A 17,074-nucleotide genomic window follows, 5' to 3' on the forward strand; every position below is an offset into this window, starting at 1 on the left:
GTGCTGATTTTTTTCGCCAAAAATTGGCTCAAACCTTGTAATTTATGGGACATGATCAAGCATTCAGCCTATGCCCGGTGATTTTTTAGGTCAATTCGACCATTTCCCCGACCTGGTTTGGGACGGTATCCTGGCCGCGGTGGCAATCGTCATCGGGCTTATTCTCAAATTCATGCTGGCGCTTTTGCTGAAGAAAAAGCCAAAGGACGGCCGCCCGGCTTTTTCCGTCACCCGGAGCATGCTTGCCCGGCTTGGTAAGCCTTTCAGCTACTTCCTACCGCTGCTGGCCTTCAATTTCCTGCTGCCCCTGATGAAGATGAAGGATACCGTCGCCCCTTTTGTCAATAAGGCCGTCGAGATACTGCTGACCATCTCTTTTGCCAATGTGCTGATCGCGGTGGTAAAAGTTTTTGAAGATTATGCCTATCATACCTTCGACATCAAAAAGGCGGACAACCTGAAGGAGCGAAAGATCAGGACACAGCTGCAGTTTATCCGGCGGCTGGCGATAACCCTCATCCTGATATTGACCGCCTGTTTCATCCTGCTGAGCTTTAACAACCTGCGGAAGCTGGGCACCGGTCTGCTCACCGGCGTAGGGGTCGGAGGCATCATCATCGGCTTTGCCGCACAGAAGTCGCTTGGGAATTTTCTGGCCGGTTTCCAGATCGCTTTTACCCAACCGATACGCATAGACGATGTCCTTGTATTGGAAGGGGAATGGGGACGGGTGGAAGAGATTACGCTCACCTATGTGGTGGTGAAGATCTGGGATGAGCGGAGACTGATACTGCCGATCAACTATTTTGTCGAAAAGCCATTCCAGAACTGGACACGTACCACTGCGGATATCCTGGGTACGGTGTTCCTTTACCTCGACTATACGGTTTCGCTTGATGCGCTTCGGGAGGAGCTGGGTCGGTTGCTGGAGGAAGATCCGCTTTGGGACAAACGGGTAAAGGTGTTGCAGGTGACGAATACGAGTGAGAAGACTATGGAGGTGCGGGCCCTGATGAGCGCGAGCAGCAGCGGCAATGCATTCGATCTGCGATGTAATATCCGGGAAGGGTTGATAAAATATCTTCAGAAGAACTACCCTGATGCCTTCCCGGTAGACAGGGTCGTGTTGAAAAGGCCTTCGGCGCCGCCCGCAATAAAACTCATGGATAACGGGATCATACAACAGGAAACGCCGAAGGCATAATCTTATTCCTCGAAATCTTCAGGATCGTCGTCGTTGTTATCGCTGAGGCTATACTCGTTGTTCTCTTCATCCTCTTCGCCGATCTCTTCATCGGCGTCGTCCTCATCGGCGCCCGGGATATCGAGATCGTCCCCGGATACGTCGTCGCCAAAGCTCCCTTCATTCAGCGGATCGCCGTCATCATCGGCGTCATCGAGCTCCGCTTCATCCAATACATCGTCCTCGGTGCCGGACTCACGGTTATCATCAACTTCTTCGTCATCAGATTCTACTTCACCCTCTTCATCGGCAGAGGAAGATGTCGTATCGGCCAGTTCACCCAGCTTTGGGGGCCTTATATGTTCCTGCCCGGGGATATCCTGCACCTCGGGGAGGGAGATCGAATTCTTGTCCTTTTTTGCCATACCGCATGTTTTTAGACTTGTAATTTACTCAAATTTCGGGCCGGCACAGGCATGAAAAAGACCGCAACGGGGTTGCAAAGGCGGCGGGCCAGGGAGGTGGAGGGGCAACAAAGGGCTGGGGGGCGATTGACAGAATATTTGCTAATACGTTTTATCAATTATAAATATGAAAAAACTATATTCGTTAGTTATTAATTTTAAAAAGAGTAAGGTTTTCCTATAAAAATCAATCATTTCTCCATAAATAATAAGGGTTATATATAGAACTTACTTATTTTAGCAGTAGGATAAGGTCTAAATTCGAGTCGACTCACTACCCGGTATGTTCATACCGGGTTTTCTTTTTAGCAGGTTTAGCGGAGTTGATAGACGCGCACATAATCGATGATCATCGACCGCGGGAAGACCGCATCATCCACGCCTTTTTGTCCACCCCAGCCACCGCCGACCGCGATGTTCAGCAGCAGATGAAAGCGTTGATCGAAAGGCCATTCTGCAAAGCCTTTGCCCGTATTCTGGAAAGTGGTATAGTTGTTTCCATCTACGTAGAACCGTACCTGTTGGGCATCCCATTCGATGGCATATACATGGAAAGCCATATAAAGGTCTTTTATAAAGAGGCCTTTTGTTTTTTGGGTATGGATGACATGATTGAAGCTCTTTGTGTGGATGCTCCCAAAGATACTATCGGGCATGAACCCTACATTTTCCATGATATCGATCTCGCCGCTGGCCGGCCAGCCGCCGTATTTCCAGTCGGTGGGCAGCATCCAGATGGCGGGCCACAGCCCTCTGCCTGCGGGGAGCATTGCGCGCACTTCGATGCGGCCATAGAGCCAGTCACCCTTCTTCTTTGTCACGAGCCGGGCTGAAGTATAGGCATTGGCGTCTTTTTGTTCCTTACGCGCAGTGAGATAGAGATAGCCATTGCGGACGACAGCATTGGCCGTGTCGGCATTGGTATAGTATTCGAGTTCGCGGTTGCCCCAGCCGTTGCCGCCGACGTCATAGCTCCACTTGGTGGAATCAGGAAGGCCCTGGTAGTTGAATTCGTCCGACCAGACGAGTTTGTATTGGGCCTGCGCGTTTGTGATGACGCACAGGCCGATGAGCAGGGATGTAATAGCAATCGCTTTCATGGATTATTCAGAATACGCCAGCGAACCGGTGGGTTGGAAATTGAAATACTGCCGGGCGTTGTAGTAGCAGATATCGCGGACGACCTTGCCGATCCATTCCAGGTCATTGGGTAATTCGCCGTTGGTCATCTCTTCGCCAAAGAGGTTGCAGAGAATGCGGCGAAAATATTCGTGCCGGGGAAAGGACAAGAAGCTGCGGGAGTCGGTGAGCATGCCCACAAAGCGGCTGAGCAGCCCCATATTGGACAGGGCGTTTATCTGGCGGATCATCCCGTCTTTTTGATCGAGGAACCACCAGGCAGAGCCGAATTGTATCTTACCCGCGATGGAGCCGTCGTTGAAGTTGCCGATCATGGTGGCGAGCAATTCGTTGTCGGCGGGGTTCAGATTATAGAGAATGGTACGGGCTAATTTGTCTTCCTTATCAAGCCGGTCGAGGAATCGGGCAAGGGCGCGGCCCTGGGAGAAGTCCCCGATGGAATCCCAGCCGGTGTCGGGTCCGAGTTTCTGCATCATCCGGCTATTGTTGTTGCGCAGCGCCCCGAGGTGGAATTGTTGTACCCAGCCTTTTTCCCAGTCCCATTCGGCGAAGTGGACGAGCATGGCGGATTTGAATTTCCGGCGTTCGGTATCGTTCAGCTCTTTGCCTGCCCTCACCTTATTGAAGATGGCCTCGACTTCCCATCCGGTGAACTCTTCCACAAAGATCTCTTCGAGCCCATGGTCGCTGACGGTGCAGCCCATGGAGGAAAAGAAGTCGTGGCGGTTTTCGAGGGCGAAGAGATAGTCGTTGAAGTTGGAGATGGCGACGTTGCTCACCGCCTCCAGCCTTTTGATATAAGCGTTGAATTTTGTGGGGTCGTCTACATTCATCGCGTTATCGGGGCGAAACGCAGGAAGAATAGGTATCTCGAAGCCTTCCTGTTTCAATTGCGCATGGTATTCCAGCGTGTCAACGGGGTCATCGGTGGTGCAGACGGTGCGGACATTCATCTTACGCAGCAGGTTGCGGACGGAATATTCCTTTGTCTGCAGCCTGGCCGTGCAGGTGTCATAGATCTTTTTTGCGGTGCGGCCGGAAACGATGTCCTGAACGTCGAAATAACGCTGGAGCTCGAGGTGGGTCCAGTGATAAAGCGGGTTGCGAAGCGTATAAGGAACGGTCTCCGCCCACTTCTGGAATTTGTCCCAGTCGGGCTTGTCACCGGTGCAATAGCTTTCATCTACGCCATTGGTGCGCATCGCCCGCCATTTATAGTGGTCGCCATAGAGCCATGCCTGGGTGAGGTTTTGAAACTGATGGTCTGCGGCTATCTGTTGCGGGGGCAGGTGACAGTGGTAGTCGATCACCGGCATTTCCCTGGCGTATTCATGGTAGAGTCTACGGGCGGCCTCGGAGTTGAGGAGGAAATTCTCGTCTAAGAAATTTTTCATGATTTTCTCATTTTATTTTTGCCTGCTGCAGCAGCCAGTTGCTCAAATCACGCGCAGCATTATAATTCTCAAAATCCGCGGGAAGTTTCCTTCCGTCGGTGTATTCGTTATAGAACCAGGGGTCGCCGACGGCGAAGACGGTGCCCTTCCCTACCCTTGCGACGGCCATGATGTTGTGGCCGGCATCGGTGAACACCGGTTTTGCGGGGCCGCTAAGCGAGAGGGTGCTGAGTTCTTTTATGTAAATTTTCTTAGTATTTCGGAAAATCGAATCCTGCCCCGTCATGGTGAAGGCGCCCATTTCGAACTGATTGCCGGTGACCTTGTGATAATCGTCGAAGTTGAACTGGATGCCAAAGTGAGCCGCCAACCGGTTGAAATGCGTGAATTCACAGTTTGCGGAATCGTTAGCCATCAACACCAGAAAGCCGCCGGCCTTTACCCAATTTTCGACAGCGGTGATATCCTGGTCGGTTGGGTAGTTGGGCGCCGGGGATTCCCTTTCATTGTCGGGGTCGACGATGATATAGACGGAGGCTTTTGCGAGATTGGCCGCGGTGGGCGCCACGGTGAGGGTATCGGTGTGGGCGCCGTTCATCCGGAAGACGTGGCCCCAGATGCCATAGCCGTTGTTATCCATTTCGTCCCAGATGTAATGAAAGCGAATGGTGGCGCCGGTGATATCCTTTTTATGTTCGTTGTTGTAGTATTCATCGAGCAGGACGGTCTTGCCAATGGCGGGTTTCATCTCCATTTCGTCCGCCGCCAGGAGGAAGGCCCCTACCCCTTTGGCATCGTTAGGGACGACTTTTTCGCTGATATAGTAGGCATAGCTGCCGTCACGGTTGGGGGTGCCGCCGAGCCCGCTTACGCTGACGGTGCCGTTGAGGGTGGCCTGGCCGTTGTCACCGGCAGTGAAGAATTTTTTGAGGATGCCCCCCCAGCCTTTTTCGGCGGTTGCCCGATAAGAAGCCGGGAGATAGCCTTTGCGGACGCCTTTTGCGAGGGTATAGACGAACATACTGCTTGCGGAGGCTTCGAAGTAGTTGCCTTTTTCGTTGGGTTTATCGAGCACATCCCACCAGCAGCCACTGGCGGGGTCCTGTACTTTCACAATGGCGGCGGCATAGCGGGCCAGTATCTCCTGCAGGGTCTTCCGGCCCGGATGATTTGCGGGAAAATAATCCAGGGCGTCGACGAGGGCCATACCATACCAGCCCATGGCACGGGCCCAGAAATTAGCGGAGCGACCGGTTTGTTTGTCGGCCCATTTCTCTGCGCGGGATTCGTCCCAGCCATGATAGAGCAAGCCGGTTTTGGGGTCACGGGTGTTCTTCCCGATGGCGACGAATTGATTGGTAATGTCGTCGAAGACGCTGTCCTCATGAAAGAGGGCGCCATATTCGGCAAAGAAGGGCTGGGCCATGTAGAGACCGTCGAGCCACACCTGTTCGGTGTATTTCTTCTTATGCCAGAAACTGCCCTGCGCCGTGCGGGGTTGTTCCCTTAGCTGCTGACGCAGGATGCCCGCGGCTTTGTAATATTTCTCCTGGCCGGTGACTTCAAAGAGCATCAGCAGCATGCGACCGCAAAGGATATTGTCGAGGTTATAGTCTTCGGGTTTGTACGTGCGGATATTCCCTTCTTTGTCTACCAGGCGATCTACCTGGTGCTGGATGTATTTATAATAGCGGGCATCACCGGTGTTGTACCAGAGGCCTTCGAGACCTTTCCAGACGACACCTTCGTCATATGTCCAGCGGATGGCTGAGGAGTCACCGGTGTCGGGCCAGAGCTGCATTGCCGTGGAGGCCATTTGTATGGCGGCCGGCTGCGCAGTTGCCGGTGACTGAGCGGTCGTACCGGCGGTGATGCCCAGGGTGAAGATGAATATCGTTAGTTGCTTCATATTAAGCAATTGTACATTCAATGTCGGTGACAGGAAACAAATCCGCGAAGTTTATTTACGCAAACGTTACCGTACGCTAATGTCCGGACCGGACTCCGTCCGGTAGCTAACTATTTGTTTTGTCCTGACGCTTTCATAGGCCTTTTCGATGACGCGGATGATCCGGGTCGCTTCTTCTGCTGTAACGGGCAGCGGGGCGTTGTTGCGGATGGCCTTGTAGATGCCGTCGAAATAGTCCATATAATTTCCCCTTTCCGTGGGTACGCTTTCCCTTATTATCTTTCCACCTATTTCCGTATGGAGCAGCCCCTCTTCGGATTCCGGCTCCTCCCCCCAGTCATCCCCTACCGGCAGCTCACCGGCCAGGAGGCGCCGTTCCTGGACGTCCGTCCGGTTCTTCAGGAAGGTTCCCTTATGGCCAAACAGGCTATAGGCAGGAATTGGTTCACGAACGAGGTAGCTCGACTTTATCCGGCACCGGAAACCCGGGTAAAAGAGCAGCACTTCCATGTAGTCGTCCACCTTGGAGTTGTCGCGAATGATAAAGATGTCCGCAAATACGGCATCAGGGTCCCCGAACAATTGCAGGGCCTGGTCGATCATGTGCGACCCGAGGTCGTATAGCAGTCCGCGGCCAGCCCCAGGGGTCTCCTTATGAACCTTTGGGCTGAGTGTGGGGGTATAACGATCGTAATGGAACTCGGCCTCCACGAGTTTTCCAAGGACGCCCTCGTCGACGATGCGTTTCACCGTCCGGAAGTCGCTGTCGAAACGACGGCTCTGATAGGAGGATATCTTGTTGCCGGTTTGTTTTGCGAGAGCGATAAGCTCCAATCCTTCCGCTTCGGTGACAGTAAAGGGTTTTTCGACGATGACATGCTTTCCGGCCAGGAGGGCCTTTTTGGCATAGTCGTAATGGGTGTAGTTGGGGGTGTTGACGATCACCAGTTCGACGGCCGGGTCGGCGAGCAGGTCTTCGAGGGTGCGGACGACTTTCACATTGGGGTAGAGCGCCTGGGCAAGGTTCTTCTCCCTTTCCCAAACCGAATAGAATTCGAAGCCGGGGTTTACATGCAGGAAGGGAGCGTGAAACACGCGGCCCGACATTCCGAAGGAGCAAATAGCCGTCTTGATAGGTATCATAGCATTCATTTTTGTGCCCGGGGCGATGGGTTTAACCAAAGATACCCATCCCCCGGTGCACGGCTAATGATGGGCCTTCGGCCAATGAGCCTCCGGCTCATTTTAAGGCATCATTCGTGGCCCCATAATTAAAGGCCGCGTCGTGGACGGCTTTTGAACGATCGGTCGACGCTACATGGATGTTGGCGCATTTATTCCCGTTGATGCTAAAAAGCAAGTCTGCGCCCGCATTATATTGGATGTCATCAAAATGCAGATCGCTGCTGTTCTCAACATAAACCACCGGCCTGCTTGTGTCGGCGGTGATCAACCGGATATTCTTCAGGCCAATGTTTTGCGCCTCGATGATCTCCGCTCCCTTGTCAGTCTTCAGCACCATATCCGAGAGCTGGATATCCCGGATATTCGTTTCAGGCAGTCCACGCACAAATATACCTTCTTCGGCCCCATCACAAATGATATTAGATATATGAATATTTCTAAAAATAGGTGTGGCTTCGCTGACGGGTGGGATATCCTCCTTGACGGCGCCGGAATAGATATCCGCTATGGACGGGGGTTTTGCAAAATAGTACATATCCAGAAACACCGCCTGGTGGACGATATTTCGCATGCTAATATTTTTTACATATATTTTTTCAACAATACCACCGCGGCCGCGCACCGTCTTGAAGCGCAGACCGATGTCGGTGCCGATGAAGGAGCAGTCGCTGACAAAGATGTTGCGGGCGCCGCCGGACATCTCGCTGCCGATGACGAAGCCCCCGTGAGCCCGGTATACGATATTATTTCGAACAATCATTTCTTCCGTCGGCCGGCCACGTTTACGTCCCTCTTCGTCCCGACCGGATTTGACACATATACCGTCGTCGCCGGCGTCGAAAGTACTATTCGCAATAAGGACCCTTCTGCAGGACTCCACATCGATACCATCGCCATTGGCGGCATTCCAGGGATTACGGACATGAACGTCGTTCACGGTAAGGTCTTCGCAGAGCAGGGTATGGAGGCACCAGGCAGGTGAATTCTGGAAAGTGGTACCATCAAGCAATACCTTTTTGCAATTGGCGAGTACGAGGAGGTTGGGCCGGAGGAAGTCGCGGATATCCTCGAAATCGGCGGGGGTCATACCGGGCTTTAGCCAGCCGGCGTCTTTTGTTCTGAAGCCTTTTAGTGATTTTGCGGAGGGGAACCAGGTCTTGCCGTCTTCGGTGACAACACCGCCGGAGGCTACCTTATGCTTCCATTCCGACTCGGTGAGGCGGTCTTTGGCAATCCAGCGCCAGCTGTCGCCATTGCCGTCGATGATACCGCCACCGGTGATGGCGATATTTTCCAGGTCAGTGCCGGAGATGGGGGACTGGCAGCGGGCCGCTGGATGACCTTCCCAGTTGCCTGCGACGATGGGATACTGGTCTTTATCGTCTGTGAACTGGAGGATGGCGGCACGGTCAATATGGAGATTCACATTTGAACGAAGGACAATGGGTCCGGTGAGCCAGAGACCGGCTGGGATGAGCACTACTCTCCCACCGTGGCTATTACAATCGCGGATCGCTGCATCGATGGCCTTTGTATTGAGGGTGATGCCGCCCGCGACGGCGCCGTAATTTTTTATGTCGACCGTATCATTTTTGAAGATGGGGCGCTGAATGACTGGAAGATGGTTCCAGTCGTAATTTTGAGCGGAGAGTGTGTGGACGGCAAGTACGATCAATGTTGTCCATAAGAAGCGCATATGCATACGTTTATTGTTGTAAAAGTAAAGGATCCCAGTCGCCGAATATTTTTTGCGGGGTGATGTCATCGGCTTCTTTTTTTGTTAGTTGCCGCGACCAGGAAACGCGGGCGGCGGGGTTGGCGCCGGGTCCTTCGTCATCATATTCCGCATAACGCGTCGTCTTATAGTTTTCGGTATTGTTCCAGTTGGCCCAACCCGCGGGCATAATATGTTTACCCAGCCAGCAGTGAAGATAGATGACACAGGCATAGGGGCGCCAGGGCCGGCCAAGGGAGACCCGGTCGAGCGAGGTGTCGCCTGTGAGGGTACAGCTGTCGAAGACAAAACCATATGCATGATCCTGTGGCGTAGAGGCCGCCGTGACGTGAGAGTTCTTCTTGCTATGGATATGACAGTGTTGGAACCAGGCCGTGGCGGCCCCAAAGATGAAATCGGTTGTCCCTTCGATGTAGCAGTCCTTATAATACTGCCGGCTTTTGACACTGTTGAGAAAAAGGATGTCCTGGTTGCCGATGATACGGCAGCCAATGAAGACGGCACGATCGCCAATGACTTCCACACCTACCGCCTGGCCGGCATTGAAGCCAGCATCATTGCGGAAGGTGACGCCCTCTGCCCTGAAGTCGTTACCCGTGACACGGAAGCTGTAAGAATTTCGCGTGTTAACACTGTCACCCTGGGTGTTGACCATTCCCGGGTGATCGTCATAAGTGAGTATCGTGCCGGTTTCGCCGATGAGGGTAATGCTGTCTTTTGTGAGCTGCAGCTTTTCACGGTATATTCCGGCCTTGACGTAGATGAGGGTGTTGGGTCTTGCCGCGTCGAAGGCGGCCTGGACGGTGGGGTAATCCGTGGGGACGATGATGCGGCGAATTATTTGCCGTCGCCACCGGGGATATTCGTCCAGGACCTGTTGAGGTGAGTAGGTATACCAGCCATAGCCATCGCGGCGTTCGCGGGTAACCTCGGCAAGCGAATAGACGATCTTGCTGTCGCGGTTGCAAAAGATGGGCCGATGGGTTTTTAGTTCATAGTAGCGCGTCCAGATGGGGGGAGCGGTGGAGTCGGTGACCACGATGCGGTCGGAGACGGAGACCCGGAAGGGTGTCACCATCTGCGGGGCGGGGATCGTCTTTACACGGGTGTACAGGATCGCGGATTCCCGAAACCAGGCCACCGCGTTGTCGATGGCTGCTTTTATGGCGGGGCTTGGATCATCGATACTCATCAGGAAAAGGACGAGATCGGCGCTTTCCTTGTTGCAAATGGATGGCGGTTCGAATTTACGCGCCCAGGCGGGCTGCAGACTGCTTTCATCGTATTGCTGACACCACGCGGTGGGCCAGCCGGCGTCGTTTATCTGTGTCTTCAGGATGCAGTCCAACCCTTTGTCGTACGCAAGGGCAAGTTTTTGCCGCAGCCGGTCGTCGACAAAATCATATTGGGGCTGGTGGTCGTTGATGGCTTTCAGCAGTCGCATGATCCCTTCATAGGCGCCGTCATTAAAGGTGATGCAGCGGCTGTAGTTGGATTCGAGGGGATAGTATTGCGGCCAGCCACCATTTTTGTATTGGGCGGCAAGAATGAAATCCAGGCCTTTGATGGCGGCGGCGCTGTAGCGGGGGTCATGGAGGGTTTGCCATGCGAGTGACAGGGCGGCAATGTGATTGTAGGTGGTGCCGTTGTCGAAAGTGGTATTGGTTTGATTCTTCGCGGCGAGCAGGCTGTCCTTTTGGCTGGCGGACAGGATGGCAAAGAGATCGTAGTTCTTGGGCCAACCACCATTCGTCTTCTGCAACAAGAGGATATTATCAGCGATGTCTTTTACATCGGTGGGGTCGTATCTCGGCCGGCCCGGGAGAGGGTTGATGATGTTGGCCTTATTAAAGATGGCATACCAGTGGCCGGCATTGTCCCCGAATGGTGCGGGATCGATGCGGGAGGCGGCCGCCGGCGCCTGCGGCGCCGGCGGCCGAATGATGTGACTGGCAAGATCGAGGTTCAGCGAGCGGATATCGGCCAGGACGATCTCTGCCATTTTGCGGGCGCCGAATTCACTGAAATGGGTGTCGTCCTGTCTTCCCTGCGGATAGTTGGGATGTTCGCCGGGCTGCAGATAGTTGAAGAGCCATTTCGAGTTTTCGGGGCCGAACTGTTGCAGGAGTGTTTGGCTTTCCTTGTCCAGATCGATCAGCGGGGTATGCTGTTCGGCGGCTACTTTCCGGACGATGGCGGCATAGACGGCGTGGGTCTCCAGGATGTTGCCGGTGGAGTCGAATTTCCGCCGGGCGACGGGCGTGATCAGGACAGGGATGGCGTTTTTATCGCGAGCCTCCTTTATAAAGCGAACGAGGTTGGCGGCGAACTGATCTTCGGGAGTGTAGGTTGCTTTTGCAGGAACCTCATCGTTGTGACCGAATTGAATGAAGACGTAATCGCCGGGATGCAGGCTGTTGAACACGGCGTCCCAGCGGCCTTCAGCGATGAAGGACTTTGTGCTGCGGCCATTCTTTGCGCGGTTGTCGACAGCGACGGTGGAGTCGAAGAAGTGTTCGAAAGGCATACCCCAACCCGTTTCGGGGTATGCCTTTATTTCTTTGTCAGCCATGGTAGAGTCGCCGATGAGCCAGACGGTAGTCTTGCTTTCCGGCGGAGCGAAGGCTGCCAGCAAGAGGAATACGAATGTCGATGCGATGCGTTTAATACCCATAATCCTGCTTTAAATTATAGTTCGCGTCCAGGGCCTGCTGGGGGATAGGCAGCAATTCGCTGTGATTGGCCGTGAAGTAGAAGGCATAGCCATTCGACGAACCGGTAGCGGCGAGTATCCCGCTGATGGACTTGGAGACCCAGAGTATCTTTTTGTAGCTGGAGTCATTGGAGCCTGGCCGGGGGTTGTACAACGAGGTCTTAAAGAGTACGCCGGTGGAAATAACCGAATGCGTCGAGTCATAGAATACCGAGTCGGGCAGGTTGGCGAAGCTAAGCGGATTGGTGTTATAAGCGCCGGTGAACCCGCCCTTCCTTGCCGCCATTGCGGTAAGATTGCTCTTGGCGTCGGCCAGTCGTTGGGCGAGAAGATTCCAACGGATGAGGTCGAATTTGCGGATGCCTTCACCGCCGAATTCCAGGGACCGCTCTTTTACGATGGCGTTGAAGAAGCCGGTATAGTTGGTGGGAGTAGTCCCGATGGCAGACGTGTGGCCGGCATAGGCCCGTTTGCGCACCTGTTCGAAAGCGGCGATGGCGGCTGCGGAAGGGGCGCCATTCAATTCATTGTCGGTCTCGGCAAACATCAGCAGGACATCGGAGAAGCGCAGGAGAGGCCAGTCGAGCCCGTAATATTGGGCCGTGGAGGTCAGTTGCGAGGGATTGCTGATCCAGTCCCTTCTGAATTTGGCTTGGACGATGGTGGTGGGCGGATGAGGTGTCAGGGTATTGAGATCTTTATAGACTTCATACGCGGCACAGGTGATGTCGCGGCGCGTGTCGACGGAATCGAAGAGATAGAAGTAGGTAGGCAGTACCGCGATAGCGGCGTTGCCGGTGAGGGAGACGCCGTTGATCTTGGTGCCATCGTAGTAGCCCAGCTTGCTGTCGTTGGTACCCTGGCCACCGGTCATGGCCACGCGAAACATGATCTCACCGACGGGGTCGGTGGTATGGGCATCGATGGATCCCTTGAATACGGTGTTGAAGCTGGGATTGAGCGTGTGCTCATCGGGGCGGGCCATTATCTGCTGGCATTCATCATGGGCTATCTGGTAATACGTTTTATAGTCCGCGGGGCGGGTCATGGTCTGACCGTACATGCTGCTGGCGCGGCGTAAGGAGTAGCCGCCGCGGTAGAGGGCGATTCGGGCACGGAGGCCCTTTACGGCGCCAAGAGTGATCCGTTCGTCGTTGAGAACGTCGCCAAGGGAAGTCACATCGGTGCGCCAGGGGACAAGGCTTTCCGCCTGGAGGAGATCGTTGAGCAGGTGGTTGTAGATGGTATCCCGGTCGGTCTTGGCCAGAAACAGGTTGGTTGCCTGGGCGGAAGGCACCCATTGGGCAGGTACGTCGCCCCAGTTGCGGATCAATTCCATATAATACTGGGCGCGTAAGGTAAGGGCTTCGCCGTAGAGCCGGTGAAGTTCGCCGATCTGGGCCGGTGAGCCGTTGGCATAGAGGGCCATCTTCGGGATATACCAGATACAGATGTTGGCGCGTTCGATACCCTGGTAGAGTTGGTTCCAGGGCGTGAAGAGCTGTGCGTTGCCGGCATTGGCATTGTAGTGTGCGATATCGCCCCGATCGTTATCCCCTATCTGGTGCAGCCCCATCATCTCGTCGTTGTCGTAGGGAAAGTACATACTGATGCGGATGCCATAACCATTGTCGCCTTCGAGATCCTGGTAGGCGCCCAGCACGGCTTTCTGCGCGTTCTGCACATTGGAGAAGACATAGTCGGGGCTGAAAGAAGAGACGGCTGCGGGCTGGAGGTATTTCTTACAGGAGCCTACGAGCAGGAAGACCGCTGCGAGCAGGAGACCCGTTATCCGAATAAGATGTTTTTTATGTTGCATAAAGAATATATTATCGACAGTTAAAAGTTGACATTAATGCCGGCCACATAGCTGCGGCTGCGCGGATAAGCGGAATAGTCCACACCAGGGGTGATGGGAGTGCTGATACGGTCGCTTACTTCCGGATCGTAGCCGCTGTAGCCGGTGATGACGGCTACGTTGTTTACGGTGGCATAGATGCGCAGGCGGGCGATCTTCAGCTTCCTGACAACAGCTGCCGGCAGCGTATAACCAAGGGTGATGTTATTGATGCGGATGAAAGAGGCGTCTTCCACGGCCCAGGATTGGGGCATAAAGGTGGTGCTGCTGCTTCCGACAAGCGGTATCCAGTATTTAGCGCCTGCATTGACCGCATCCAGGGCAGCGGGCGCGATGCCGGTAACCTGGCCGGAGGCGTTGAGTCCCTCTATGACATTTCCGTTGCCGTCCACGGTGTGCCAGCGGTGCTGCATGAAGCCCATCAGGTTGGCGCCCGGGGTGTAGCCGCTGGAGAACTCCAGTTTATTATAGTTATACACCTGGTTACCGTAGGAGAAGTTGATAAAGATGCTGGCGTCGAATCCTTTGTATATGAAGGTCTGGGTGAGGCCACCGAAGAATTTGGGCAGGGCATGACCGATGACGGTACGGTCATTGGCGGTGACGATGGTATCACCATTGAGTCCCTGGTATTTGAGTGATCCGGGCATCGGGGTGGAAGCCGTAATACTGGCGTCATTGGGTACGCCGGATTTCAGGGTATAGACACTGGTACCGGAGTTGTAATTGAAGTCGCTGGTTTTATAGAATCCGGCGGTCTTCAGCCCCCACATCGAGCCGACGGGCTGGCCCACCTTTACAATGTAGTCGGCAGGGTTGTTGCCACCGGCCCAGCCGGAATTGAACAGGAAAGATTGCTGGCCTCCGAGGCTCGTGACCCTGTTCTGGTTGAAGGAGATGTTGAAGGCAGCGGTCCACTGAAAGGTATGGTGTGTGAGGATGGTGGCGGAGAGCTGTGCTTCCGCGCCTCTGTTGGTGGTGGAGCCGACATTCTGCTGTTGGGTGGTGTAGCCGGTGTTGGAAGGGATGGCGTTATTGATCAGCAGGTTGCTGGTCTTGTTGCTGTAGACGTCGACCACAACCCCGATACGGTTGTTGAATAGGGTGGCATCCAGGCCCAGGTTGCGGGAGATGGTTGTTTCCCACTTTAGGTTCCCATTCGGAAGATTCGGCGCCTGGAAGGCCGTGATGAGGTTGTTGCCAAGCCCGTCCTGAACAGTAGAGAAGGTACTGGTATAGAGATAGGGCGAGATGCGATTGTTGCCGGCCGTGCCATAGGAGGCCCTGATCTTAAGGTCGTTGAACCAACCTATATTTTGCATGAACTTCTCCTGGGAAACGCGCCAGGCAACGGTGGCTGCGGGGAAATAGCCCCATTGGTGACCGGAAGCGAAGAGCGAAGAGCCGTCTGCACGGAAAGAGAGGTAAGCGAGATAGCGGTTGTCATAGCCATAGGAAAGGCGGGTAAAGAAGGACAACAGCCGGATGGTGACGTCGGTGGTAGTCGGTTTTGGCTCTGCAAGGGAAGTATTGGGTGGCGTACCGAGATTCATATTGCCCAATGCTGCCGACGACGTCGTTCCCAGCGGGAAGAAACGGGTCTCGACATAGCCGTCCTTTTCATGTGTCTGATAGGTTTCTTCCCCGGCGATGAGGGTGATGGCATGTTTGTCCTTCCAGTCGCCGCGCATGGCCGAGTTTGTAAAGGTGAAGACATTGGAGTTGTCCAGGGTTTGGATATCGGTGGTATTGATACCGGCGATAGGCATGCCTGCGCCGTTGCTCTTGGAATTGTTGGTGAGCGTGTCGTCAAAAGCGTCCTGGCGCATACTGTTGTCATCGTAGCCAAACGTGCTTCTGAAGCTGAGGAATTTCGTGAGCGTGAGATTGGCGTAGCCGGTGAAGTCGAGCACATTCGTGTTGCTTCTGCGATATTGCTGCTGATTGAGCAGTACGGGGTTGACGAGGTTGAGGCCATTGGCATTGGTCTCCGTGTAGTAATTGGCATCGAAGGTGTTGGACGTTTGTCCCGGCAGGAGGAAGGGTTGATAGCGGACTACCTCCCGGAGGAAGTTGAGGCTGGAAGAGCCGGTGTTGGAAGTTCCGGCGCCATCGACGACCGTGTTATTATAGCGGGTGTTGAAGCCTACTCTGAGGATCTTGCTGGCCTGGTGATCGAGACGGAAGTTGATGAGTTTTCGATCGAAGTCGGAGAGTAACATGACCCCGTCCGAGCGGTTGTCGGTAAGGCTGAGGTTGTATTGGGTCTGGTCGGTGCCGCCGGTGATGCTGACGTTATTGGTCATCTGGAAAGCGCTGCGGCCGAATAGTTGCTTTTGCCAGTCGAAGGGCTGAACCGTCTTGTATTTCTGGACGGTATCCCAGCTGTAGCCGTAGGGAGTGATGCCAGAGCTGTCGCCGGTGAGCTGGGCTCTTTCATACTGGTAGTACATAAAGTCATAGGGTGAGAGGACGGGTAGTTCTTTTGCCAGCTTGTTGAACCCGACGAAGCCGTTGTAGGCGATGCTGGTTCTGCCGCCGGTGTTGCGGCCGCCCTTGGTAGTGATGATCACCACGCCGTTGGCGCCGCGGGCGCCATAGATGGCGGTGGAGGCGGCGTCTTTGAGTACGTCGATGGAGGCGATGTCCTGGGGGGAGATGAAGTTGAGGGCATTATCCACCTGTATCCCGTCCACGACGTATAGCGGAGAGTTGTTCTGGGTGATGGAGCCGCCACCTCTAACGCGGATGATTACCTGTGCGTTGGGTGATCCCTCCGAGCCGGTGACCTGGACACCGGCCAAACGGCCCGCCAGGGCTTCCGAGGCGGAGTTGATGGGAATGTCCTTCAGGTCCTTGGCTCCGATGGAGGACACGGAGGCCAGCACGTCCCGCCGGCGAACCGTCTGGTAGCCGATGACGACCACATCTTCGAGGGCCGCGGCCGACCTTCTGAGGCGGACGACTACGCCCGGAGTGGTGTCAGAAATGGGGATGGTGAGGGTTGTGTAGCCTGCATGGGAGATGGTGAGTGTGTGTTTTTTGCCGTCGGCGGGGAGGACGAGGGCGAAAATTCCGTCGCCCCCCGAGGTAGTGCCTTTGCTGGTACCCGATAGAATAACGGAAGCGTCCGGAAGACCTGTGCCTGTGCTATCATCGACGACCCGGCCTCTTAGGGTTTGTGCGTGCAAACCGAGGGTGATCATCAGCGCCAGGGAAGTTAGAATGGCAATTCTCTTCATATGGCAGTTGAGTTGGTTAACAATGCAATCGGGTGTAATGGTAGGGAGAAGTTTTTGGATACGATCGGTGAATCAAGGGTTTATTTACGCAATCGTTCCCGGGAACGAGTGCGGCTACGGTTGTGAGGAATATACCTGCGCCGCACTCGTTCCGCTTATGTCGGGCCTAACGGCCGCCCGACCTTGTCGGGCAGGGAGTGCGGCTACGGTTGTGAGGAATATACCTGCGCCGCACTCGTTCGGATTATGTC

General features: G+C 54.5%; 10 protein-coding genes. 1 reads left to right on the plus strand and 9 read right to left on the minus strand.

Annotated elements, in window-relative coordinates; genetic code table 11:
• Positions 1–70 precede the first annotated feature (70 nt).
• Positions 71–1,204 carry a mechanosensitive ion channel family protein gene (locus IEY39_RS11690; RefSeq protein WP_229688879.1) on the plus strand — a complete coding sequence of 378 codons (1,134 nt, stop codon included), beginning with the start codon at positions 71–73 and terminating at the stop codon, positions 1,202–1,204.
• Between the two features lie 2 nt (positions 1,205–1,206).
• Here IEY39_RS11690 and IEY39_RS11695 read toward each other — a convergent pair whose 3' ends face one another.
• The 9 genes from IEY39_RS11695 to IEY39_RS11740 all read right to left on the minus strand — a co-directional run bounded on the left by IEY39_RS11695 (position 1,207) and on the right by IEY39_RS11740 (position 16,823).
• Positions 1,207–1,608 (minus strand): hypothetical protein, encoded by a 402-nt coding sequence (locus tag IEY39_RS11695; RefSeq protein ID WP_188931621.1) that lies wholly within the window; start codon positions 1,606–1,608, stop codon positions 1,207–1,209.
• Positions 1,609–1,961: 353 nt separating this feature from the next.
• Complete coding sequence (locus tag IEY39_RS11700) at positions 1,962–2,747, minus strand: glycoside hydrolase family 16 protein (protein ID WP_188931623.1); 786 nt, start codon at positions 2,745–2,747, stop codon at positions 1,962–1,964.
• 3 nt (positions 2,748–2,750) lie between these two features.
• On the minus strand, positions 2,751–4,181 hold the full coding sequence (gene uxaC, locus IEY39_RS11705; protein ID WP_188931626.1) for a glucuronate isomerase: 1,431 nt from the start codon (positions 4,179–4,181) through the stop codon (positions 2,751–2,753).
• A 7-nt stretch (positions 4,182–4,188) separates the two neighbouring features.
• Positions 4,189–6,090, minus strand: a complete 1,902-nt coding sequence (locus IEY39_RS11710; protein WP_188931627.1) for a glycoside hydrolase family 88/105 protein — start codon at positions 6,088–6,090, stop codon at positions 4,189–4,191.
• Between the two features lie 66 nt (positions 6,091–6,156).
• Positions 6,157–7,233 (minus strand): Gfo/Idh/MocA family oxidoreductase, encoded by a 1,077-nt coding sequence (locus IEY39_RS11715; protein WP_188931629.1) that lies wholly within the window; start codon positions 7,231–7,233, stop codon positions 6,157–6,159.
• 97 nt (positions 7,234–7,330) lie between these two features.
• Entirely contained in the window at positions 7,331–8,971 is a 1,641-nt protein-coding gene (locus IEY39_RS11720) for a glycoside hydrolase family 28 protein (RefSeq protein WP_229688880.1), read from the minus strand.
• 10 nt (positions 8,972–8,981) lie between these two features.
• Positions 8,982–11,684 carry a pectate lyase gene (gene pelA / locus IEY39_RS29775; protein ID WP_229688881.1) on the minus strand — a complete coding sequence of 901 codons (2,703 nt, stop codon included), beginning with the start codon at positions 11,682–11,684 and terminating at the stop codon, positions 8,982–8,984.
• Positions 11,674–13,542 carry a RagB/SusD family nutrient uptake outer membrane protein gene (locus tag IEY39_RS11735; RefSeq protein ID WP_188931633.1) on the minus strand — a complete coding sequence of 623 codons (1,869 nt, stop codon included), beginning with the start codon at positions 13,540–13,542 and terminating at the stop codon, positions 11,674–11,676. The genes pelA and IEY39_RS11735 overlap by 11 nt, the downstream gene beginning before the upstream one ends.
• A gap of 20 nt (positions 13,543–13,562) precedes the next feature.
• Entirely contained in the window at positions 13,563–16,823 is a 3,261-nt protein-coding gene (locus IEY39_RS11740) for a SusC/RagA family TonB-linked outer membrane protein (RefSeq protein WP_188931635.1), read from the minus strand.
• Between the last annotated feature and the right edge of the window lie 251 nt (positions 16,824–17,074).

Origin of the sequence: Puia dinghuensis (assembly GCF_014642875.1) — a bacterium.
GTDB classification, from domain to species: domain Bacteria; phylum Bacteroidota; class Bacteroidia; order Chitinophagales; family Chitinophagaceae; genus Puia; species Puia dinghuensis.

Coding starts and splice junctions, on each gene's coding strand:
- IEY39_RS11690 (WP_229688879.1), top strand. CDS start 71: ATGCCCGGTGATTTTTTAGGTCAATTCGACCATTTCCCCGACCTGGTT.
- IEY39_RS11695 (WP_188931621.1), bottom strand. CDS start 1,608: ATGGCAAAAAAGGACAAGAATTCGATCTCCCTCCCCGAGGTGCAGGAT.
- IEY39_RS11700 (WP_188931623.1), bottom strand. CDS start 2,747: ATGAAAGCGATTGCTATTACATCCCTGCTCATCGGCCTGTGCGTCATC.
- uxaC (WP_188931626.1), bottom strand. CDS start 4,181: ATGAAAAATTTCTTAGACGAGAATTTCCTCCTCAACTCCGAGGCCGCC.
- IEY39_RS11710 (WP_188931627.1), bottom strand. CDS start 6,090: ATGAAGCAACTAACGATATTCATCTTCACCCTGGGCATCACCGCCGGT.
- IEY39_RS11715 (WP_188931629.1), bottom strand. CDS start 7,233: ATGATACCTATCAAGACGGCTATTTGCTCCTTCGGAATGTCGGGCCGC.
- IEY39_RS11720 (WP_229688880.1), bottom strand. CDS start 8,971: ATGCGCTTCTTATGGACAACATTGATCGTACTTGCCGTCCACACACTC.
- pelA (WP_229688881.1), bottom strand. CDS start 11,684: ATGGGTATTAAACGCATCGCATCGACATTCGTATTCCTCTTGCTGGCA.
- IEY39_RS11735 (WP_188931633.1), bottom strand. CDS start 13,542: ATGCAACATAAAAAACATCTTATTCGGATAACGGGTCTCCTGCTCGCA.
- IEY39_RS11740 (WP_188931635.1), bottom strand. CDS start 16,823: ATGAAGAGAATTGCCATTCTAACTTCCCTGGCGCTGATGATCACCCTC.